The sequence below is a fragment of the Actinomyces marseillensis genome (genome assembly GCF_900155605.1).
Lineage (GTDB): Bacteria > Actinomycetota > Actinomycetes > Actinomycetales > Actinomycetaceae > Pauljensenia > Pauljensenia marseillensis.
Genome location: NZ_LT707420.1, coordinates 1,590,373 through 1,611,638, shown reverse-complemented (window position 1 = coordinate 1,611,638; position 21,266 = coordinate 1,590,373). Strand labels below are relative to the sequence as shown.

Below are 21,266 nucleotides of genomic sequence, written 5' to 3'. Positions count from 1 at the left end.
CTTGATTGCGGAGTTCCAATACAGTAAGGCTGAGGGGGGTAAGCACTGCAGAATCAGGTAACACGCCACTTGCCTCCACATCGCCGCTGACACGGTGTATCGCTGTTTATGCAACAGACACTACGCCTGAGAGTGGACGCAGGCAAGCAGTTTCAACTTTCGGATTCCTGCTTTTTAGTCTGTGTTGCATTGAAAACGCAATGAAAAGTGGGTGGTGAGATTCTCAGAACCTCACCACCCACTGAGCTTTTCCTGCACTTGTCGTTACGCAGGCTTAGCAGTTTTTACTCGTCGCCAGCGTGATCGTTTCCGGAGATCGAGTAGTTGAACAGCTGGTAGCGATCGATTGCCTCTTGGACGAGGGAGCGATCAATCTGTCCGCGGTCAGCCAGAGCCTTGAGGACTCGAACAGTCATCGACTCAGCGTCGATATGGAACCAACGGCGCGCAGCACGGCGGGTATCCGAGAAGCCAAAACCATCCGCGCCCAGCACGTGGTAGTCGCCGGGGACCCACTGACGGATCTGGTCAGGGAGCATACGATCGAAGTCAGAGGAAGCGACGAAGGGTCCTTCACTTCCCTGCAACTGAGAGGAAATGAAGGGGGTGCGTGCCGCTTCACTTGGGTGGAGGAAGTTGAATTCTTCCGCCTCCAAGGCCTCGCGACGCAGCTCTGTCCACGAGGTGACCGACCATACCGCAGCGTCAACGCCCCAATCGCGGGCGAGCAGTTCGCGGGCCTCACGTGCCCACGGAACACCGACACCGGAGGCAAGGAGCTGTGCCTTGGGGCCGCCGAAGTTCTGGTGGTCATCCAAGCGGTAGATTCCCTTGATTAGACCGTTAACGTCCAGGTTCTCCGGCTCCGCAGGCTGGTGGATCGGCTCGTTGTAGACGGTCAGGTAGTACATGACATTCGGGTCGCGTCCGCCTGCATCACCGTACATGCGCTCCAGGCCATCGCTCATGATGTGGCGCAATTCGTAGGCATAAGCGGGGTCGTAACACACGAAGGCGTGGTTCGTCGCCGCAAGCACCTGAGAATTGCCATCCATGTGCTGGAGGCCTTCACCCGTCAGGGTGGTGCGACCAGCAGTTGCGCCAATGACGAAGCCCTTCGAAAGTTGGTCGCCGGCAGCCCAGAACTGATCGCCTGTACGTTGGAAACCAAACATCGAGTAGAAGATGTAGAAGGGGACCATGGGGAGGTTATGAGTCGCGTATGCGGTACCGACTACCTGGAAGGCTGCGGCACTTCCGGCCTCGGTGATACCGGTGTGCAGAACCTGGCCCTGCTCGGATTCACGATAGGAGAGCATCATGTCCGCATCAACCGGAGTGTATGCCTGCCCCGTCGTATTAAAGATCTTCGCCGAGGGGAAGATCGCATCCAGACCGAAGGTGCGAGCCTCATCGGGAATGATCGGCACGAAGTACTTGCCGACATTCTTATCCTTGATGAGATCCTTAATGAGGCGGACCAAAGCCATGGTCGTTGCCACCTCAAGCTTGCCTGAGCCCTTGGAAAGAGCCTCGAAAGGCTTAACGGGAAGCTCGGGGAGCTTAGGCTGGTGGTCTCGACGCTCGGGCACCCAGCCGCCCAGCTTTTCGCGAAGCTCCTTCATGTAGAGCAGAGCCGGGTGATCTGCCGGCGGCATGTAGTAGGGGGGCATGTAGGGATCGCGTTCGAGTTCCTCATCTGTGATGGGGATTTGCAGACGATCACGAAGCTGCTTTGCGTCTTCCAAGGTCAGCTTCTTCATCTGGTGCGTCGAATTGCGACCAGCGAAGTGACTGCCCAGAGCGTAGCCCTTAATGGTGTGTGCAAGGATGACGGTGGGCTGACCGGTGTGTTCCATCGCGGCCTTGTATGCAGCGTAGACCTTGCGGTAGTCGTGGCCGCCGCGCTGCAGTGCCCAAATCTGGTCGTCGGTCCAGTTTTGAACCATAGCCTTGGTACGCGGGTCGCGTCCGAAGAAGTGCTCACGGATGTAGGCGCCGTCGTTAGCCTTGAAGGTCTGGTAGTCGCCGTCAAGCGTTTCATTCATCAAGTGAACAAGGGCATCGTCCTTGTCGGAAGCGAGCAGCTGATCCCATCCGCGGCCCCAAATCACCTTGATGACGTTCCAGCCGGCGCCCTTGAAGAAGGCTTCCAGTTCCTGAATGATCTTGCCATTACCGCGGACCGGGCCGTCCAGACGCTGCAGGTTGCAGTTGATGACGAAGGTCAGATTGTCCAAGCCCTGCTGGGCTGCCAGCTGGAGCATGCCGCGAGACTCGGGTTCGTCCATTTCACCATCGCCAATGAAAGCCCAGGTGTGCTGGAGCGAGGTGTCCTTGATGCCGCGCAGGTGAAGGTACTTGTCGAACCATGCCTGGTAGATGGCCTCGGCAGGGCCAAGACCCAGCGACACCGTCGGGAATTCCCAGAACTCGGGGAGCTGACGCGGGTGCGGGTAGGAGGGCAGGCCGTGCGCGGTGGAAACTTGCTGGCGGAAACCGTCCATCTGTTCTTCGGAGAGACGTCCCTCGATGAAGGCGCGGGCGTAGGGGCCGGGGGAGGCGTGGCCTTGGAAGAACACGTGGTCGCCGCCGCCGGGGTGGTCCTTTCCGCGGAAGAAGTGGTTCAAGCCGACTTCATAAAGAGTGGAGACCGAGGCGTAGGAGGAGATGTGTCCGCCAACCTTGACGCCGGGGCGCTGTGCGCGCGTCACTTGAACGGCTGCATTCCAACGGATCCAGCGGCGGTACTGGCGCTCCATGGCCTCGTCGCCGGGGAAGTAAGGTTCCTGGTCAACGGGGATGGTGTTGACGTAGGGAGTCGTGTATTCCTGGGGGAGCTGAATGCCCTGGCGCCTTGCCTCATCCAGCATGTGCAGCAGGATGTAGCGTGCGCGCGGACCGCCCTTTTCCTCGATGAGACCACTTAGGGATTCGACCCATTCGGAGGTTTCAGCAGGGTCGTTATCGGGAACCTGGCTCAATAGGCCGTTGACAACGGGATGGTTCTCGCTCACTTGATCTCGAACTCCTCTGGTTGGTTAATGGAAGCGTTTTATCGGACACGCCCTCGTGGTTACGGGTCTATTTTCGTCCCTCGGGACAGAAAAAGCGAGCGAGAATAGGACTTCTGGCCCATGATTCTTGCCTCATTTGTTGCGGTGATAATTTCCGTGACACTGGGAAAATGACCGGAAAATGGAGAAAGAGAAAATTATTGCTCTGAGTGCATTACGATAAGACCCGTGATAAGCGAAGAAACACTGACAATGTCGTGGCTCAAAGGGGAACTCCGGTGAGTGTCAAACTAGGGTTCACAAAGGGCCAGATTATTCAAGAGTTTTATCTCGACGATGATGCGGATCAGAGCTTGCGCCAACTCGCTGAGGAGGAATGCGGCAACGAGCTAGTTGATCCCGACTACGAAGATGTCGTTGACGGAACAATCGTGTGGTGGCGCGCGGAAGACGCTGAAGAAGAAGATCTTGCCGATCTCCTGGTCGATGCCATGTCGAATCTTGATGACGGTGGCTTGATTTGGGTGCTTATTCCCAAGCCGGGCCGTCCTGGTGCAGTTCCTGTTTCCGATGTTGAAGAGGCTGCACATACAGCCGGTCTTCACGCGACTTCTGCAAGTGCGCTTGCGCCGGAATGGGCAGGGATTCGTCTTACTGCTCGTTCAAGGACCCGCTGAGGATTTCGCGCGATACTGTCTCGGCAAGGCAGTGCGTGCCGCAGGTTTGACATGCGCGCAATGAATCTCACAGCATCTGATTCCAAGTAATAGCTGCTTGTACTCTATGCTGTACTGGTGCGTTCAACACTGGGCGCGCTTTGGGCCTTTAGCTCAGTTGGCTAGAGCATCTGGTTTACACCCAGAAGGTCATCGGTTCGAGCCCGGTAGGGCCCACTCAATGAGAAGGACCGGAAGCGAATGCTTCCGGTCCTTTCATGTATTGCGATGCAAGAGAACCTCTTGCGCGCAGACCTAGGATTGCGGCTCAGATTCGCTGTGCTCGTCTTGAGCAGAATGAACCAGTTCCTCCACGACGTCCTCACCGGCCACCAGCTTTCCAGATACGCCACTTCCAAGCTGTTCCATTGCGAGGCGTGCGACGAGTTGCTGGTTTGTTGTGGTCCTTTGTGAGCGTGCTCCGGAGAGGAAACTGAAGAACCAATTGACCAGGGTGCCTACTTGGGACTTGAATCCGACGATATAGAGCAGGTGGAGGAAGCACCATGAAACCCATGCTGTAAAACCGGTCAGACTCACCTTGCCCATTTTGACGACCGCTTTGAAACGTGCGATCGTCGCCATTGAACCCTTGTCGAAATAGGAGAACTCTGTGCGCTTGGGCGCGCGACCGGCTAGGCGTGCTCGTACGGTGTCTGCAGCGAAACGCGCCGATTGAATGGCGCCCTGAGCAACTCCCGGAACACCCGGGAAAGCCATCATGTCACCAAGGACGAAAATTTCGGGGTGGTTGGGAAGGGTAAGGTCCTTGTTGACTTCGACGCGTCCTGAGCGATCAACTTGGGCACCTGTCGCCTTGGCAAGTTGAGCTCCCAAGGGACTCGCGGACACACCTGCCGCCCAGACCTTGCAGACGGATTCGATCGTTTCTTCTTCCCCGGACTTGTACTTCAATGTGACGCCATCTGCATCGACATTCGTCACAAAGGCATCCATCTTCATCTCGACGCCGAGCTTCTCAAGCTCGCTTCGAGTTTTCTGCCCGAGTTTTTCTCCAAAGGGCGGTAGGGGATAGGGGGCTCCGTCGACGAGGATCACGCGAGCCTGCGTGGGATCAATTTGGCGGAATTCGCCCTTGAGAGTTTTCGAAGCAAGTTCTCGGATTTGGCCGGCCATTTCAACACCAGTAGGACCTGCACCAACGACAACAAAAGTAAGCAGTCGTTGAATTTCGGCTGGATCTGTGGCGATCTCTGCCTGTTCGAAAGCGCTAAAAATGCGCGCGCGCAGTTCGAGCGCATCATCGATAGTCTTCATTCCTGGTGCAAACACGGCAAAGTGGTCATTACCGAAGTAGGACTGTCCAGCGCCCGCTGCGACAAGGAGAGTGTCGTAGGAAGTTTCGTTGTATTCGTTGTGGTTACGCCACCGAACGATGCGGTTCTCGACGTCAATATCTTCGACCAAAGCCTGTAACACGCGAACATTCTTCTGCTTGCGTAAGATTTCGCGGGTCGTGGGGGCAATATCTCCCTCTGACAAAATTCCTGTTGCAACTTGGTAGAGGAGCGGCTGGAAAAGGTGGTGGGAGGTTCGTGCTAAAAGCGTGATATCCGCATCCGCATGCTTAAGGCGACGTGCGGCGGTGAGCCCAGCGAAACCGGAACCGATAATGACGATGTGATGACGAGACATTGACCTTCCTTAATTAGGTAAGGTCGATCTTACTAAAATGTGAAATGCTGTGCTAGAGACGGACGCGTGGTGCTTCTTATACTCTCTGGTCTTCTCGCGCTTCTAGTTGTGAGAAGACAGGGTTGATGCTCGCGCCACCAACTGAGGGTCTTGATCAGAGGCTGTCCGAGCTTCTTCGCCCCGCAGCTGTTCCAACAGAAGCTGGGCGCCCGCATATCCCATCGTCGCCGGGTTTCGTGAAATTGCGGTAACTGCGGGAGAAAACATGCTGAGCATCGGGGAGTCTTCGCAGGAACAGATTTTAATGTCCTCTCCGATCTTCAGTCCGCTCTGAGCGATGGCTTGGAAACCCCCTAGCGTGAGGATCTCGTTCGCGAAAATGATCCCCTCGGGCATGGAGGGAGCTTCGAGGAGCGCTCGCGTCGCTTCCAGTGCCGAGGCCTCGGAAAATTCGTTTTCGGGCGAGATAGTAACCCGTGCTCCTCGTTCGTGAGCGAGGCGCTGCAGCGTGGCGATGCGCTGCTGGATGTGAGAAAAAGAGCTAGAGCCGCACACGAAGGCGATGTGTCGGCATCCCTGCTCAAAGAGGTGTTCGGCGAGTAGGCGAATCATTTGTTCATCGTCACCAATGACCGCGCCGCATTGGTCAAATTTCTGGCCAATGACAACGGTGGGTAGAGAATACTCATTGAGTTTTTGGGGGCGTGGGTCACCATCTCGAGGATCAACAACGATGACGCCGTCGACGCGGCCCTGTACCCACCACTCCTGATAGGCTCGAAGTTCTTCCTCCATTGAGTGTGAGAGGTGGAGAAGCAGGTCGATGCCAGTGTTGTCTAGTCCGTCTTGGATTCCGGTGATGAAGTCGAAGAAGAACCTTTCGGATGAGTTATTGACGCGTGGTCTTTGAAGGACGAGGCCGATGGCGTTGGATCGCGAGGATGACAGTGCTCGCGCGGTTGCGTTTGGTCGCCATCCCATTCGGGCTGCGATTTCAAGAATTTTTGCTCGGGTACTCGGCGATACGCCGGGGCGATCGTTGAGGGCAAAGGAGACTGCTGCTCGGGAAACCCCTGCTTCGCGGGCGATATCACGGATTGTTAAACGCGCCATTGCGAAACTCCCTTAAGGTGTGATCGGATTGTTATGAGTTTAGCAGGAGCTAAACCGAATTAGTTGTTAATCTGTGATCAGAGCCGCAAAGCAGCGGTAAGGCAGAAACGGAGTCGTGATGCACGACAATAAAGAAATCCTGATGCAGCGTGTCACTCGTACGCTCAAGGAACGCATCCTTCCTTTCGAGTACACAACAGTGTCTTCGCTCGACGTCAGTCAATGGCGTCAACCCCTAGAAGACGGAGTGATTTCTGAACCAGTTCGCTTTAAGGAAGCCCTTCAAGCAAACTTTGTTCCCTTCGAACTTGGACAGACATGGGGTGGAGCGTGGCAGACCACCTGGTTCAAGCTTCACGGACAAGTTCCGACCGACCTCAGCCTCACCGAGGAGCAGCGTCTTGAAGTACGCGTTGACCTCGGCTTTGAAGAACACTTTGTCGGTTTCCACGCCGAAGCACTTGTGCGCGATGTGAATGGAAAGACCATTAAGGCCCTGAACCCGCGTAGCCGTTGGCTTCCGGTAGCTCAAACTCCTGGATCAACAATCGACTTTGTCGTGGAAGCTGCTGCAAACCCCCTGATCCTCGGAGTTCCTCCCTTCCAGCCGACTTTGAACGGGGACAAACTCACCGCTTCTCATGAGGAGCTCTACCACTTCCGTCAGGCAGACCTCGTCATTGTGAATAAGGACGTCTACGGACTCGCCCTTGATATTCAAGTACTCCACGAGATGATCGAGGCTGCGCCTCACTTTGGCGATTACGAGTGGAACCTTCTCTTTGGATTGAACCGTGCTCTGGACTGCCTCGACCTGGATGATGTTGTTTCCACTGCAGGTGCGGCGCGAGAAGTCCTCAAGCCTTTCATGGAGGCGCCGGCACTTCCCGGTGCTCACCGAATCAGCGCTGTTGGGCATGCGCACATCGACTCCGCATGGTTGTGGCCACTGCGCGAAACCCGCCGCAAGGTGAATCGCACTCTTGCCAACGTCGTTCGTCTCATCGAGGACGGCTCATCCTTGATCTTTGCTCTTCCTGCTGCCCAACATGCAGCCTGGCTCAAGGAAGACGACCCAGAACTCTTCGAACGAGTTCGTGACCTTGTTGCAAAGGGACGCATCGTTCCTGTCGGCGGAATGTGGGTTGAACCCGATGCCGTTCTTCCCGGTGGCGAGGCCATGTGCCGCCAGCTCGTAGAAGGCTTGGACTTCTTTGAAAATGAACTCGGCGCATCTTGCCAGGAAATCTGGCTGCCTGACTCCTTCGGGTATTCCGCAGCCCTCCCACAGATCGCGCGTGAAGCTGGAATCGAGCGCTTCCTGACTCAGAAGATCTCGTGGAACCAAGTCAACACTTTCCCGCACCACACTTTGCTGTGGGAAGGCATTGACGGTTCACGAATCTTCACGCACTTCCCGCCTATGGACACTTACGGTGCAGAAGTGACAGGTCAGAACTTGACCCACGCTGTCGAGAATTTTAAGGACAAGGGTCACGCAAGCGTCTCGCTCATGCCCTTCGGCTACGGTGATGGCGGCGGCGGCCCCACCCGTGAAATGCTTGAGCGCATCGATCGTTTTAGCTCTCTTCGCGGGGCTCCCGAAGTGGTCATGGAAACTCCGAAGCAGTTCTTTGACCGTGCACGTGAAGATGCTGATCAGATCCCCGTGTGGGTGGGTGAGCTGTACTTGGAACTTCACCGAGGAACCTTCACCTCTCAGATCGATGTCAAGCAGGGTAACCGTCGCGGCGAATCCATCCTGCGTGAAACCGAATTGTGGTGCTCCTATGCAGCCGTTAAGGGGCTCATGGAGTACCCCTACGAAGAACTGCGTTCCTACTGGCGCACGCTCTTGCTGTGCCAGTTCCACGACATTCTTCCCGGAACGTCGATCGCTTGGGTCTACCGTGAGGTTCGCGAACTGCACCAGAAGATCCAGGACGGATGCGATGCCCTCATTCAGCAGGCTCTAACAGCGCTCACGGGCACCCAGGAAACTGGCCAGGCGCGCGCTTTGCTCGCCAATGCCTCGTCCTTCCCGCTCCACGGAGTTGCCCCGCTGTCTGCGGGCGTTGCATGCGAAGAAAAAGACAGCGCGGGAGTACACCTCCTCCAAGTAGAGGACGGCTACGAGGTTACGAACTCCTTCTACAAGGCTCGCATCTCAAGCAGCGGTGAGCTGACGTCGCTGCGCGAAAACACTAGCGGTCGCGAGTGGATCCCCGCAGGGCAAAAAGCTGGCGAATTCCACATTCATCAGGACTTCCCGAATATGTGGGATGCCTGGGATCTAGATCCCTTCTACCGTAATTCCCTGCGCGTTGTTTCTGATCGCTCAGTGAGCAACGTTGTTGTGGAGCACGATCGAATTGAAATCCACACACACGCTCGTGTTGATTCCTCCACGATGGAACTCGTGTGGATCTTCCGATCTGGGGCCGTGGGAATCGACGTTCACGTTGAAGCTGACTGGCACGAGCATGAGAAGCTGCTCAAGCTAGCTATCCCGGTAGAGATCCACACGGACCACGCTCAGTACGAAACTCAGATGGGCTACATCACGCGTGCAACCCATGAAAACACGTCCTGGGATGCCTACCGTTTCGAGGTCTCGGCACACCGCTGGGTGCGCTTGGAAAATGCATCGCGTTCGTGGGCAATCGCGAATGATTCAACCTACGGATGGGACGTTACACGCCACCAGAGCGATCGTCGTGGTACCTGGTCGCAGGTCCGTGCAACCCTCGTGAAGTCAGCGCGCTTCCCCGATCCTCAGCAGGATCAAGGACACCACGAGTGGAACTTCCGAATTGTTCCTGACGCCTCAGTTCTTGATGCCGTTGCAGCTGGTCAACAGCTCAACCTGCGTGAGCGTGAGGTCAGCGGTCTTCCCTTCGAAGCACCCTTCTCCATCACTGGTGCAGTGGTTGAGTCCGTTGCGATGGCTCCTGATCGCTCCGGAGACCTCGTCCTTCGCGTCTACGAGGCCCAGGGTGGTCCTTCACAGGTGACCTTGACTGCGCCCGAGGCAACCTCAGTGACCGCCTGCGATCTGCGCTACCGCCCCAGCGAGGACGAACCGCATCTTCGCGGTGGCGATGGACAGTGGTCCTTCGATTTGTCCGCTTTCCAGATCACGACGCTTCGACTTTCCTTCACCAAGTGAAGAGAAAGAAACGATGAAGTTTGGTGTGAATTACACCCCGCGGCGGGGATGGTTCCATTCGTGGCTGGATTTTGATGCCGAGGCCGTGCGTGATGACTTCCATGCCATCCGCGCCATCGGTGCCGACCACGTTCGGATCTTCCCGCTGTGGCCACTTCTGCAGCCCAATCGCACCCTTATCCGACATCGGGCAATTGGCGATGTTGTGAGAACGGTTGAAATCGCGGGGGAGTGCGGACTCGAAGTGACGGTCGATGTTCTTCAAGGACATTTGTCGTCCTTCGATTTCCTTCCCTCGTGGGTCACGTCGTGGCATCGCCGCAACCTCTTCATCGATCCCGATGTCGTCTCAGCACAGCGGAATCTGGTCGCTGAAATGGCGCGGGCGTTACGTGGGATTCCTGCCGCAGCTGGGCTATCTGTGGGCAACGAGTTCTTCCAATTTGCTGCATCGCGCCATCCTTTCGCGCACGAGGTGAGCGAAGATGACGCGATGCAGTGGCTTAGGGGAATTCTTGAAACGGCAAAACAGGAGTGGCCGCACGGGATTCACACTCACAGTCATGATGATGACCTGTGGTTTGAAGACGATCAGCCTTTTACTCCTGCGTGCGCAACTACCGTAGGTGACCTCACCACTGTGCACTCATGGATCTTCGGGCGCATCGGACCACGGCTTGGAAAACAAGCTCCACAGCTTGTCTGGTTTGCCAGATATTTGTGTGAGCTTGCCGCCGCGTGGAGCGAGGATCCGGGCAGAGGAGTATGGCTTCAAGAAATCGGTGCTCCTGAGAACTATGTGGACCAAGACCAGGCCCCGCAGTTCCTCATGGAGACCCTTGAAATTCTCATGGGAGAGCGAGGCGGGGGAATATCCCCTGGCCTTGAAGCAGTCACTTGGTGGTGCTCTCACGATGTCTCCCGTGAACTATCCGACTTTCCGGACATCGAGTATTCCTTGGGGCTGCTGGGACAAGACGGGAATCCGAAACCAATCGGAGAGGCCTTCCATCGTGCTGCTCAGCGTTGGGCGGATCTGCGAGTTCAGGGTGAGCAGCGTTCGTCCCTCCTACTAACTGCACAGGAATGGACGCGCGTCGATACCGATGCTCGGCACGAGTATTTCGACCGATGGATGGAGCTTGCCTTGGCAGGAGACGTTCGTTGCATCGAATTGGACCGTTCTCGTTATTTTCCACATGGTGATCACGGGAATAGAAGAAAAGAAGCTTTCCTCTCTACGGGGGACTCTTAAAACCTACGCGTTCTCAAAGTAGTTTCTTCGAAGGAGAAGACTATGCGTCAGTCGCATACTTTCCTGACTGCCATCGCCTTGAATGCGGCATTCAGCTTGGCTGCTTGCTCCGGCGGTTCCGGAGCAAGCTCCTCTTCGCATATGCTTAAAAGTTCTTCTTCAAAGGGCTAAGAAAGTCTTTCTTGCGATGTGTTTGCCGCGGTGTGTGGGCCACAAGCTCATGCCCCGCTTCTCTATGCAAATAGGGCTTGAACCTGAGAGAAATCCACTTTCCCTGTCGTTGTCTTCGGGAGAGCCTCAACCCAGCGGATACTGCGAGGATGCTGCCAAGGCGCCAAAGAATCTTTGACTAGATTCCTCACTTCTTTGAGGGAGGGCTCTTCATGAATCGCCGGAACGAGCGCCGCTGCAACGATTTGTCCCCATCGTTCATCATCGAGACCGACAACGCAGGCATCAGCCACACAGTCCAATGCGCGAAGAGCTTCTTCAACGTGCGCGGGGGAGACAAGCTCTCCACCCGTATTGATAACCCGTGAGGAACGGCCGATCATATGCATGCAATGCTCCTCATCGAAAACGGCGATGTCTGAGGAGGAAAACCACTCATTCTCGCGTTCTTCTTCACCCCAATAACGCGAGGCAACTCCCGGGCCGCGTACTTCAATGATCCCGGCCTGTCCGGCCTCGGTAATGAGGTTGCCCTGCGCATCACGGAGACGGCACTGGATATAGGGGAAGGGGAAACCAATCGCACCCGGGTGAGCAGGCCAGCGCTCGGGACTCAAGAATGTTCCGGCGCCTCCTAGCTCAGTCATTCCCCACACATGAATGGGGGACAGGCCCATGCGTGACATTTCGTCAAAAAGTGATGCCCCCATGGCATCTCCGCCGACCAGAGGGCGGGTCCACGAGGACAGATCGATTGTGGCCTCGCGTGCGGCCTGCACGAGCATATGGCACATAGCGGGTACCGCAAACATGATCGAGATACGCCATTTCTCGATGCCGCGAGCCACTTCGAGCGGGTCGAAAGAGGCGAAGACGACGAGGGTTCCTCCGTGAGTAAAGATATCCATCGAGGTGCCGTTGAAACCACCGATATGAGATAGCGGCGCGACTACCCCACAAACCGCTGATCCGGGACAGTATTCGAACCCATCCCTAAAGCACTGAGAAGCCCACCACAGGTTCGCATGAGTGAGCTGAGCTGCTCGCATCTTCCCTGAGGTGCCGGAGGTGAAAACTAAAGCGGCAGTCTCATCATGGCATGGGAGAGGGGAGAAATCCGCTGGGCACTGGCTACCGGCTTCACGCGAGAGGGTATCGAGCTCCTCAAAAGACAAAGATGCCAGTAAATTGCTTGTGTGAGGCCTGCCGCTTCGGGGACCGATAATGAGCGCAGGTGCGACTTCGTCATACAGGCGCATGCGCACTGCCTCGGGGAGGAGAGGCGAAATAGGAACAGACACCGCATGAATCCACGAAGCGGCGGCGTGAATCAGAAAATGCCACACGCTATTGGGAGCGCATACAACGATGCGATCACCCGCATTCAGCCCCAGAGTCGTGAAATACCAAGCAAGCCTGCGAACGCAGCTGGCGCTCTGCGCAAGAGTAAACGTGCGTGCGCTTTCAGCATCGATCAGGCTGAGTCGGTCTGGATGCTGATGGGCTGCAGACAGCAGCGCGTGGGCAGGCGAGAGATCGGGCAATACTTCCGCCTGACACCCGGTGTTCATCGAGCGCCGGTCATCTGGCGGTGAAGTTCTTGGCGTTTCTTCAGACGCTCAAGGACCGATCCAGCTTCCTGCAAGGTCGAACCGGAGTTCTCGATGTGTGCGAGTTCTTCCGGAATTTCGAAGCCTCGGGCGCGCATTCCCTTTGCCCACAGCAATCCCGCGCGATAGGAAGAACGCACGAGGGGGCCGGCCATGACCCCGGCGAAGCCCATGGCCTCGGCCTCGGCAGAAAGCTCGATGAACTCTTCGGGATGCACCCAACGGTCAATTGGATGATGCAGGGGAGAAGGGCGCAGATACTGTGTGAGAGTCAGCAGATCGCAGCCGGACTCGTGCAGGGCGCGCATGGCTTCAAGAATTTCCTCGCGGGTTTCGCCCATGCCCAAAATCAGGTTAGATTTCGTGACCATTCCACCGTCGTGTGCGCGTTTAATCATTGCGAGTGAACGCTCGTAACGGAAGGCTGGGCGAATCTTCTTGAAGATTCGCGGGACCGTCTCAAGGTTGTGTGCGAAGACCTGGGGAGCGGCTTCGATAACCATATCGATGGACTCAGCGCTGCCTCGGAAATCGTCGACGAGAAGTTCAACTCCTGTTCCCGGGCTCTTTTGGCGGATTTGGCGTGTGGTTTCTGCATAGAGCCAAGCCGCGCCATCGGGGAGGTCGTCGCGGGTGACGCCGGTGATCGTCGCGTAGCGAAGTCCCATTTGAGCGACCGACTCGGCGATGCGCCTGGGTTCGTCTTGGTCGTATTCCGTGGGACGCCCAGTTGCAATATCGCAAAAATCGCACCTTCGCGTGCAGATTGCACCACCCAAGAGAAAAGTTGCTTCACGGTCTTCCCAGCATTCGTAGATGTTCGGGCATCCAGCTTCTGCGCATACGGTGTGCAGCCCTGCGCCGCGAGCAAGAGAACGCATGTCCTGGTAGTTTTCACCCGCGCGTGCGGTCGTACGAATCCACTCGGGCTTATTCTCGATGGGAGTTTGCGCGTTACGAACCTCTACGCGCAAAAGCTTGCGTCCCTCGGGATCGGGGAGAGTGCTCATTGGGTGCGTCCTTCCGAATTTTCCATTGCCGAGGCCGCCGGTGCGAATGCGCCGATGGGGGCAGTTTCCCAGTGGAGCGGCTCTGGAGCTGAGTGAAGCTGAGGGGTAATCGATGCGATCATGTGCGGGACCAAAAGCTGAGCGGCCTGGGTCACATCGCTGGAGATTCCTTCCCATGACAGGGAAGCAACGTCTGCGTCGGTCAGGCCGCAGGGAATAATGCCGCTGAAGGCATACTGGGGGTCGATATCGACATTAAGAGCAATCCCGTGCATGGTCGCGCCTCGTGCGACCTTCAAACCGATTGCACAAATCTTTCGGTCGCGGCCTTGGTCGCCGCGAAGCCATACCCCTGCGCGGCCTTCAATGCGTTCTACGGGAAGTCCCCATTCTTCGCGCAGAGTCTCAAGGACACCATTTTCAACGCTGCGAATCCACGCGTATAGATCGACGGGCTGACGAAGGCGCACGATCGGGTAAATAACGACTTGCCCGGGACCATGCCATGTCGCAGAACCCGCACGATCAACGTGGATGACGGGCAGCGTTGAATCGGGAATATCTTGGGGTTTTGTATGGCGTCCTGCTGTCCATGCCGGGGCAAACTCGCCGACGATCAGGGTGTCTTCCGCCTCGCCGCGGGCGACCTGGTCATGAAGCGCATGCTGGTAGTCGTTCACGGCGGAGTAATCAGTCAGTCCACTGGGGATGAGATTCAAAATCCGCACTCTTCGATTTTAGAGGCGTGCTAGGTGCATTTCCTGAGCTTAGAGTGGGACATTCGTCCCACTGCTGTGACCTATCATGCATCCGGTTAGACTGAAGCCATGACGCAATGGACCGTTGACAGCATACGAATGCTGATGAATCAGTGGTATCCGCCCTCGACGGCGCATGGGTGGGACAAAGTTGGACTCATTACCGGCGCGCCTCAGGCACCGGTTCACAAAGTGCTTCTGGCATTAGATCCCACGCAAGCAGTGGTTGATGAGGCATGTCAGTGGGGCGCTGACATGGTCATCACCCATCACCCGCTCCTCCTCAGGGGAGCGTCGTTCCTTTCGGAAGAAAGCGCGAAAGGGCGAATGGTCGCCACTCTCAATCGTTCCCGTATCGCTCTTTTTAACGCGCACACCAACGGGGACGTTGCAATCGACGGGGTGGCGCAGGCCTGTGCAGACGTCATCGGTCTGAAGGACACCAAAGTTTTAGCCCCCGAAGGGACGAATGATCAGGGGCACATAATCGGGCTCGGGCGTATTGGTACTGTTTCTCCGATGAGCCTACGGGAGTTCGCGCGTGTTGTTGCACAAGCCTTACCAGCAGGCCCAACAGGACTACTCGTCGGCGGTGATCTTGACGCGACAATTCACCGAGTTGCGGCGAGCCCGGGAGCGGGAGATAGCCTACTTGACCTAGTCCTTACCAGCGGGGCAGATGTCTTTATCACCGCCGATCTGCGCCATCACCCCGCCAGCGAATTCCTCGAAGAAGGGCATTGCGGCCTAATTTGTGCAAGCCACTGGGCAACGGAGACACTGTGGATGCCGGTACTTGCTCGCAAATTGAGGGAAGAAGCACGCCGATCAGCTATCACCTGTGAGGTGAAAGTCTCTACCATTGTGACAGAGCCGTGGAACGTTCATTTGAATACGGAGGGAAGTTACCTGTGAAAGCGCCTCACCCCCAGCAATTGGTCTTACTCGAGCTGCAAAAGCTCGACCAGAAGGAATCTTCGCTCCGCCACCGTCGTCAAGCCCATCCCGCACATGAAACTGTGCGCGAACTGGCTGCTCGTCTTGCTGATCTGCGCCGTGCAGCAGTGTCGCAAAGCGCTGTGATTTCAGACTGTGAGCGTGAGAGCAGACGCATCGAAGAAGAGATTGAACGCGTGCGCCAACGCCGCGATCGTCAAAGCGAGAGAATCGAAAAGAACCAGGTTCCCTTGCGTGATATTAATTCCATGCAGCACGAGATCGCGCAGATGGACGAGCGCATCAAGCGCCTCGAGGAAGACCAACTTTCCGCAGAGGAACGAACCGATGCGGCAAGAAACGCTCAAACTCAGATGAACGCCGAAGCAGAAGCAATTGAAGCTGATATTGAATCGACGAAGGCTCGTTTCCTTGAAGAAACCGCCGAACTTGATGATGAACTTCGCAGCGTGATTGCGCAGCGTCGTGAGCGCGCCGCTCAGATTGATGCTGCTCTTCTTGAAGAATACGAGGCCGCGCGTGACAAGAACGGTGCCCTTGCAGTGATCGAGGTACGCGACGGTAACGCTATGGGCTTTGCTGAGCTTTCCCCGATGGAACTCGAGCGTATCCGCCTGACCCCCAGCGACGAACTGTACTTCGCGGAAGATACCGGACAGATTGTCGTTCGGACCCGAAGCTAAAACAAAGAAAGGCCCCGCGATGCGGGGCCTTTCTTTTATTTCTCAGCGGTGATCAGAGTCAGAGTGCGTGTACTTCCGCGGAGTCGAGTTGAGCGCGGTGGCGACACTTCGATCGCCTTCACGCGGCTTGTCACTCCGCGTGCATCGCAAGTGTGAATCCTGGGAATGATGTCGTGGAGGGCTTCTTTAAGTTCTATTTCCTGAGTGATGGCGGAGGCAACGGGGGCAAGTGCGGCAGCGAGGATTCCACGCCACTTCTTCGCATTGTGCGAGACAACGCTTCGTTTCCCGTCTTTTTCGCGCTCAACGCGGACATCCCACAGATGCGCCCACTGAGCCGTACAAGCATTCTTGTAGTCACTAGAGCGGCAGTCAAGGATTGTGTGCCCAGCATAGTGATCCTTCAGTTCTTCGTTGAGAACTCGGCGCCACAGGGAGGAGATTTTTCCGAGCGGAGGTAAGGCCGCACCCATTGCAAGGCGGTGGAGAGGAATCATGTCCTCAGCGCGAAGCACTCCAAAGATTCCCGAAAAGATGAGGATGCGTCGGGCTTCTGGTCCTTCCCAGATTGTTGGGTTGTGCTCGCGAAGGGCTTCGTAAAGCACACCAGTAAATACAGTTGACGCTGGGGCGCATGGTTGGCTCATGAGAGCACGATTGGCAGCAAGTTCTACTTCGTGCTTCGCGCCAATATTGAAGACGCGCTGCGCTGTTTGGGGCTCGGTGATTCGAGCACAAGCGTTTATTATTTCCGCGCGAGTTGAATTCAAGATCGGAAACGACAGCGAATCGAGGTTCAGATTGGGGCCATCGCTGGGTGCATTCTTGCCTTCTGAGGGCGGTAACCAGATATCCACGACTCCACACTAGTGATAAACGCGCTAAACTTCCCTGTGCATACGAGTTGGCTGGGCGGCCGCGCGACTTTAAGTCTCGAGGAACGTCCGGGCTCCACAGGGCAGGATGGTGGCTAACAGCCACCCGGGGTGACCCGCGGGAAAGTGCCACAGAAAAGAAACCGCTGCGTAAGCAGTAAGGGTGAAAAGGTGAGGTAAGAGCTCACCAGCGTTGCGGGTGACCGCATCGGCTTGGTAAACCCCATCCGGAGCAAGACCGAGCAGCAGACGTAAAGAATTGCCCGTTCGATGTCTGCGGGTAGGTTGCTTGAGGCCATCGGCAACGGTGGTCCTAGATAGATGGTCGCCACTACGGAAGTAGGACAAAACCCGGCGTACAGGCTGACTCGAATGCACTTGAGGGCCGCTTGGTAATCCAAGCGGCCCTCAAAATTATGATCGAAAGGGAGAACCCCTCCTGCGTTACGCGCGAGACTCGCGTGCGGCCTCGAAAGCTGCTCCAACGATGCCGGCAGTGTTGCGCAAGATTGCCGGCACAACGGGAGTGCGCAGGTTCAAGAGCGGGAGGAACTTCTCATGGTTGGCGCTCACGCCGCCACCGATGACAAAGAGATCGGGGGAGAAGAGCATCTCAACGTGTGAGTAGTAGCGCTGAAGACGACCAGCCCACGTGACCCAATCCAGATTCTGTGCTGTTTTCTGGCCTGCTGAAGCCTGAGTTTCGGCATCGTGGCCGTCGATCTCGAGGTGGCCGAGCTCGGAGTTGGGCAGAAGGATCCCGTCGTTGATGATTGCCGAGCCGATTCCAGTTCCGAGCGTCGTCACAATGACGACACCGGGAACGCCTCGTGCAGCGCCGTAAATGGCTTCGCCAAGTCCCGCGGCATCCGCATCGTTAAGGGCAACGATAGTGCGCCCCAAATGACGATCCATGAGCTCAACGACATCGATTCCCGCCCAAGAAGGATCGAGGTTAGCCATGAAGGGAACGCGCCCGTGCACGATGGGAGCGGGGAAAGTAATTCCAACCGGAATTTCTGGTGTGACGCCAAGCGTTTCAAGGACCTGACCGCACACCTGTGCAACAGCATCTGGCGTTGCAGGGGACGGTGTCTCAATGAGAACACTCTCGCCGGAGTATGTTCCCGTTGTGAGGTCGACAAGTGCGCCTTTGACGCCTGAACCGCCGATATCAATTCCGCATGCGAGTTTCATGTTCTTCTCCTTTGAGTGGCCGCACTACTAAGAATAACTGCCAACCAGAACGGATAAAAGTTTGCTTCCGTATCAGGGAAGAGTCAGGATTTCTGCACCGTCTTCAGTCACGACGATCGTGTGCTCAAATTGTGCTGATCGGCCGCGATCCTTCGTGACGACAGTCCAATCGTCATCCCACTGCTCCCACTCAATTCCGCCCAGATTGAGCATGGGTTCGATGGTGAAAACCATGCCTTCTTCCATGACTTCGTTATGCGCAGGAGCCGCATCGTAGTGGGGAACAATCAAGCCTGAGTGGAATGCTTCACCGACGCCGTGCCCGGTGAAATCACGAACGACACCGTAGTCAAAGCGATGCGCATAGGATTCAATCACTCGACCGATGACGTTAATCTCGCGACCGGGGCGCACAGCTTTGATGCCGCGCATCATTGCGTTACGGGTACGTTCAATGAGGAGATGGGACTCTTCGTCGACATTTCCTACCTCGAACATCGCACAGGTATCGCCGTGAACACCGTCGTAGTACGCCGTGATATCGACATTGACGATGTCCCCGTCTTCGAGGGGCCGATCATCAGGGATACCATGGCAGATCACTTCATTAATCGAGGTACACAGGGATTTGGGGAATCCCATGTAACCCAGACATGACGGATAGGCATTATGCGAAATGATGAACTCGTGGCCTATACGATCCAATTCGTCCGTCGTTACCCCGGGACGAACTGCTTCACCGACTACCTGCAGCGCCTGAGCAGCGATACGGCCAGCCACACGGATCTTTTCAATCGTTTCGGGGCTTTTAATATCGCCGGCAGTGACGACTTCGGGACCTGAGTGATACATGTACTCAGGACGGTCGATGTGTGCGGGAACCGCACGACGCGGTGAGATCTTACCGGGCTTCAAAGTTCCAAGCGGAGCACGCTTTGCGCCAAGTGATTGCGACATTGTTGATTCAACCTCATTCACTACGGTAGTTATCTGAACCGGGAAAATCGCCACTGCGAACGGCGGAAATGTAGCTGCTTGCTGCCGATTGAAGTTCACGGCCGAGTTCCGCAAAGCGACGGGCAAAAGATGGGGACCAGGAGGTCATGCCAGCCATATCGGACCAAACAAGGACCTGTCCGTCCGTGTGAGGGCCTGCTCCGATCCCGATCGTAATGATGGAAAGTTCCTTTGTGAGCTGCGTTGCAACGGGCTCAGGAACCATTTCAAAAACGACTGCGAATGCACCGGCGGCTTCTAATGCGCGAGCATCTTCCATCAGCTTCTTTGCGCCTTCTCCGCGTCCCTGCATACGCGGTCCCCCCAAGGAATTTTCGGATTGGGGAGTATAGCCGAGGTGTGCGACGACGGGGATTCCCCCGCCTGCAAGCAGAGCAACAGTTTCAGCTCGCGCCGCGCCTCCTTCGAGCTTGACGGCGTGCGCACCGGCTTTCATGAGTCGTGCTGCACTGGCGAAAGCCTGCTCAGGTGAGGCCTCGTAGGTGCCAAAAGGAAGGTCAGCGACGATCAAAGCACGGGATGCTGCACGGGCAACAGCGGCAGTTGCGCGTTCCATATCATCGAGGGTTACGGGAAGAGTAGAGGAATACCCCAGCACAACATTGCCCAGCGAATCCCCAACCAAAATCATATCGATCCCCGCCCGATCAAAGATCGAAGCGGTGAGAGCGTCATAAGCGGTCAGCATCGATATTCTGACGCCCTGTTCTTTAGCCGCTTGGAGATGCTGAATACGGATGCGCTTCTTATCCAGCGGTCCACGTCCGGGCTGTGGCGAGAGTGAACGCAGGGGAGCTGAAGCAGTTGAATCGTCAGCGAGGTAACCCGTCATTGTTGTCCTTTCGTCGCACTTTGAGAGTAGTCCGCACTGCGGCTTCATTCCAGCCGGAAGAAGCTGTTGACCTACAATGGAAGAAATCCTCGTCCTGTCACGAGGCAAAATGCTGACCCAATCATAGGAGAGTAGGACATGACCGGCACCGCTGGTGGCCTCAATCCCTTAGATGAGCACGCAATTGAAGAGCTTGTCACTCAGGCAACCCAGGCGATCGCTCACACTGAAGACCTCGATGAATTGAAGGCCGTGCGCCTGGAGTTTATGGGAGACTCAGCCGCTCTCGTCCAGGCAAACCGCGGTATCGGCAAACTTGACCCGAAAGATCGCGGTCTTGCCGGTCGTCTGCTGGGATCTGCACGTTCGCAGATTAATGCAGCTCTGCAGGAACGCCAGGAACTCCTTCAAGAGCGTCACGATGCGCAAGTTTTGGTCAGCGAGGCCGTGGACATCACAATCCCGACCGCTCGCGCTCGCGCAGGCGCCCGTCATCCCCTCGAAACGATCATGGAAGAGATCTCAGATTTCTTCATCGGAATGGGATGGCAAATCGCCGAAGGACCGGAAATTGAACACGAATGGTTCAACTTCGACTCCTTGAATTTCGATATTGATCACCCCGCACGTCAGATGCAGGACACCCTCTACATCGACGGTCGCAGCGTCGGGGGAGACGGTGAAGAAGACGCTCACCTGGTGATGCGTACGCACACTTCGCCTGTGCAATCGCGTTCGATCCTTTCTCGAGGCGTGCCGCTGTACATGGCGTGCCCCGGTAAGGTTTTCCGATCCGATGCTCTTGATGCAACGCACACCCCGGTCTTCCACCAGGTTGAGGGCCTCGCAATTGATCGCGGGCTGACAATGGCGCACTTGAAGGGCGTGCTCGACCACTTCGCCCGTCACATGTTTGGCCCCGATGCGAAGACCCGTTTGCGTCCCTCTTTCTTCCCCTTTACCGAACCCAGCGCGGAGATGGATTTGTGGTTCCCCCAGAAGAAGGGCGGAGCCGGATGGATCGAATGGGGTGGCTGCGGAATGGTCAACCCGAATGTTCTTCGAGCAACGGGTATCGATCCCGAGGTTTACACGGGTATTGCATTTGGCGTTGGTGTTGAACGCACGTTGATGCTTCGTGACGGTATTGCCGATATGCACGACATCGTTGAAGGAGATGTGCGTTTCTCCGAGCAATTCGGTGTTAACGGAATGGGAAGGGGCAACTGA

At 56.3% G+C, this 21,266-nt stretch carries 17 protein-coding genes, 1 tRNA gene and 1 other RNA gene; 9 read left to right on the top strand and 10 right to left on the bottom strand.

The window, feature by feature from the left end; all coding sequences use genetic code 11:
* Window positions 1-284 precede the first annotated feature (284 nt).
* Entirely contained in the window at window positions 285-3,017 is a 2,733-nt protein-coding gene (gene aceE, locus BQ8011_RS07090; RefSeq protein ID WP_072455937.1) for a pyruvate dehydrogenase (acetyl-transferring), homodimeric type, read from the bottom strand.
* Between the two features lie 278 nt (window positions 3,018-3,295).
* Here aceE and BQ8011_RS07085 point away from each other — a divergent pair, with 278 nt between their 5' ends.
* Together BQ8011_RS07085 and BQ8011_RS07080 are read left to right on the top strand one after the other, a co-directional pair.
* Window positions 3,296-3,694: a DUF3052 domain-containing protein gene (locus BQ8011_RS07085; protein ID WP_034501667.1), complete on the top strand. Its 399-nt coding sequence runs from the start codon at window positions 3,296-3,298 to the stop codon at window positions 3,692-3,694.
* A gap of 142 nt (window positions 3,695-3,836) precedes the next feature.
* Window positions 3,837-3,910 (top strand) — tRNA-Val (locus tag BQ8011_RS07080).
* A gap of 78 nt (window positions 3,911-3,988) precedes the next feature.
* On the opposite strand, the gene BQ8011_RS07075 is transcribed toward BQ8011_RS07080, so the two are convergent.
* Both BQ8011_RS07075 and BQ8011_RS07070 read right to left on the bottom strand, forming a co-directional pair.
* Complete coding sequence (locus tag BQ8011_RS07075; protein WP_072455935.1) at window positions 3,989-5,389, bottom strand: NAD(P)/FAD-dependent oxidoreductase; 1,401 nt, start codon at window positions 5,387-5,389, stop codon at window positions 3,989-3,991.
* Window positions 5,390-5,491: 102 nt separating this feature from the next.
* Window positions 5,492-6,502, bottom strand: coding sequence for a LacI family DNA-binding transcriptional regulator (locus BQ8011_RS07070; RefSeq protein ID WP_072455933.1), 1,011 nt, complete (start codon window positions 6,500-6,502; stop codon window positions 5,492-5,494).
* Window positions 6,503-6,620: 118 nt separating this feature from the next.
* On the opposite strand from BQ8011_RS07070, the gene BQ8011_RS07065 reads away from it, so the two are divergent.
* Genes BQ8011_RS07065 through BQ8011_RS09245 form a run of 3 tightly spaced genes read left to right on the top strand, consistent with a single transcriptional unit; the run spans window position 6,621 to window position 11,097 of the window.
* Window positions 6,621-9,671: an alpha-mannosidase gene (locus BQ8011_RS07065; protein WP_072455931.1), complete on the top strand. Its 3,051-nt coding sequence runs from the start codon at window positions 6,621-6,623 to the stop codon at window positions 9,669-9,671.
* 13 nt (window positions 9,672-9,684) lie between these two features.
* The gene (locus BQ8011_RS07060) at window positions 9,685-10,926 is read left to right on the top strand and encodes a glycoside hydrolase 5 family protein (RefSeq protein ID WP_072455929.1); all 1,242 of its coding nucleotides are present in this window, start codon (window positions 9,685-9,687) and stop codon (window positions 10,924-10,926) included.
* Window positions 10,927-10,968: 42 nt separating this feature from the next.
* Window positions 10,969-11,097, top strand: coding sequence for a hypothetical protein (locus BQ8011_RS09245; protein ID WP_268753778.1), 129 nt, complete (start codon window positions 10,969-10,971; stop codon window positions 11,095-11,097).
* Between the two features lie 62 nt (window positions 11,098-11,159).
* Here the strand turns inward: BQ8011_RS09245 and BQ8011_RS07055 are convergent, their stop codons facing one another.
* The 3 genes from BQ8011_RS07055 to lipB are packed head-to-tail and all read right to left on the bottom strand — an operon-like array spanning window position 11,160 to window position 14,445.
* Window positions 11,160-12,668, bottom strand: coding sequence for a class I adenylate-forming enzyme family protein (locus BQ8011_RS07055; RefSeq protein ID WP_072455927.1), 1,509 nt, complete (start codon window positions 12,666-12,668; stop codon window positions 11,160-11,162).
* On the bottom strand, window positions 12,665-13,717 hold the full coding sequence (gene lipA, locus BQ8011_RS07050) for a lipoyl synthase (protein ID WP_072455925.1): 1,053 nt from the start codon (window positions 13,715-13,717) through the stop codon (window positions 12,665-12,667). Before lipA ends, BQ8011_RS07055 begins: the two co-directional genes overlap by 4 nt.
* On the bottom strand, window positions 13,714-14,445 hold the full coding sequence (gene lipB, locus BQ8011_RS07045) for a lipoyl(octanoyl) transferase LipB (protein ID WP_034501468.1): 732 nt from the start codon (window positions 14,443-14,445) through the stop codon (window positions 13,714-13,716). Before lipB ends, lipA begins: the two co-directional genes overlap by 4 nt.
* 99 nt (window positions 14,446-14,544) lie before the next feature.
* Here lipB and BQ8011_RS07040 point away from each other — a divergent pair, with 99 nt between their 5' ends.
* Window positions 14,545-15,390: a Nif3-like dinuclear metal center hexameric protein gene (locus BQ8011_RS07040; RefSeq protein WP_072455923.1), complete on the top strand. Its 846-nt coding sequence runs from the start codon at window positions 14,545-14,547 to the stop codon at window positions 15,388-15,390.
* A complete protein-coding gene (locus BQ8011_RS07035) occupies window positions 15,387-16,115 on the top strand; it encodes a zinc ribbon domain-containing protein (RefSeq protein ID WP_072455921.1) in 729 nt (242 codons plus the stop codon). The genes BQ8011_RS07040 and BQ8011_RS07035 overlap by 4 nt, the downstream gene beginning before the upstream one ends.
* Before the next feature lie 35 nt (window positions 16,116-16,150).
* Here the strand turns inward: BQ8011_RS07035 and BQ8011_RS07030 are convergent, their stop codons facing one another.
* Window positions 16,151-16,972: a YaaA family protein gene (locus tag BQ8011_RS07030; RefSeq protein ID WP_072455919.1), complete on the bottom strand. Its 822-nt coding sequence runs from the start codon at window positions 16,970-16,972 to the stop codon at window positions 16,151-16,153.
* Window positions 16,973-17,015: 43 nt separating this feature from the next.
* Here BQ8011_RS07030 and rnpB point away from each other — a divergent pair.
* Window positions 17,016-17,365: RNase P RNA component class A (gene rnpB, locus BQ8011_RS07025), an RNA gene on the top strand.
* A 69-nt stretch (window positions 17,366-17,434) separates the two neighbouring features.
* Here the strand turns inward: rnpB and ppgK are convergent.
* The 3 genes from ppgK to panB all read right to left on the bottom strand — a co-directional run bounded on the left by ppgK (window position 17,435) and on the right by panB (window position 20,036).
* Complete coding sequence (ppgK, locus tag BQ8011_RS07020; RefSeq protein WP_072455917.1) at window positions 17,435-18,187, bottom strand: polyphosphate--glucose phosphotransferase; 753 nt, start codon at window positions 18,185-18,187, stop codon at window positions 17,435-17,437.
* A gap of 72 nt (window positions 18,188-18,259) precedes the next feature.
* Window positions 18,260-19,144, bottom strand: coding sequence for a type I methionyl aminopeptidase (gene map, locus BQ8011_RS07015; protein ID WP_034501460.1), 885 nt, complete (start codon window positions 19,142-19,144; stop codon window positions 18,260-18,262).
* A 13-nt stretch (window positions 19,145-19,157) separates the two neighbouring features.
* Window positions 19,158-20,036, bottom strand: a complete 879-nt coding sequence (gene panB, locus BQ8011_RS07010; protein ID WP_072455915.1) for a 3-methyl-2-oxobutanoate hydroxymethyltransferase — start codon at window positions 20,034-20,036, stop codon at window positions 19,158-19,160.
* Window positions 20,037-20,174: 138 nt separating this feature from the next.
* Between panB and pheS the strand changes: the two genes are divergently transcribed.
* Window positions 20,175-21,266 (top strand): phenylalanine--tRNA ligase subunit alpha, encoded by a 1,092-nt coding sequence (gene pheS, locus BQ8011_RS07005; protein ID WP_072455913.1) that lies wholly within the window; start codon window positions 20,175-20,177, stop codon window positions 21,264-21,266.

Coding starts and splice junctions, on each gene's coding strand:
- BQ8011_RS07075 (WP_072455935.1), bottom strand. CDS start 5,389: ATGTCTCGTCATCACATCGTCATTATCGGTTCCGGTTTCGCTGGGCTC.
- BQ8011_RS07070 (WP_072455933.1), bottom strand. CDS start 6,502: ATGGCGCGTTTAACAATCCGTGATATCGCCCGCGAAGCAGGGGTTTCC.
- BQ8011_RS07065 (WP_072455931.1), top strand. CDS start 6,621: ATGCACGACAATAAAGAAATCCTGATGCAGCGTGTCACTCGTACGCTC.
- BQ8011_RS07060 (WP_072455929.1), top strand. CDS start 9,685: ATGAAGTTTGGTGTGAATTACACCCCGCGGCGGGGATGGTTCCATTCG.
- BQ8011_RS09245 (WP_268753778.1), top strand. CDS start 10,969: ATGCGTCAGTCGCATACTTTCCTGACTGCCATCGCCTTGAATGCGGCA.
- BQ8011_RS07055 (WP_072455927.1), bottom strand. CDS start 12,668: ATGAACACCGGGTGTCAGGCGGAAGTATTGCCCGATCTCTCGCCTGCC.
- lipA (WP_072455925.1), bottom strand. CDS start 13,717: ATGAGCACTCTCCCCGATCCCGAGGGACGCAAGCTTTTGCGCGTAGAG.
- BQ8011_RS07040 (WP_072455923.1), top strand. CDS start 14,545: ATGACGCAATGGACCGTTGACAGCATACGAATGCTGATGAATCAGTGG.
- ppgK (WP_072455917.1), bottom strand. CDS start 18,187: ATGAAACTCGCATGCGGAATTGATATCGGCGGTTCAGGCGTCAAAGGC.
- map (WP_034501460.1), bottom strand. CDS start 19,144: ATGTCGCAATCACTTGGCGCAAAGCGTGCTCCGCTTGGAACTTTGAAG.
- panB (WP_072455915.1), bottom strand. CDS start 20,036: ATGACGGGTTACCTCGCTGACGATTCAACTGCTTCAGCTCCCCTGCGT.
- pheS (WP_072455913.1), top strand. CDS start 20,175: ATGACCGGCACCGCTGGTGGCCTCAATCCCTTAGATGAGCACGCAATT.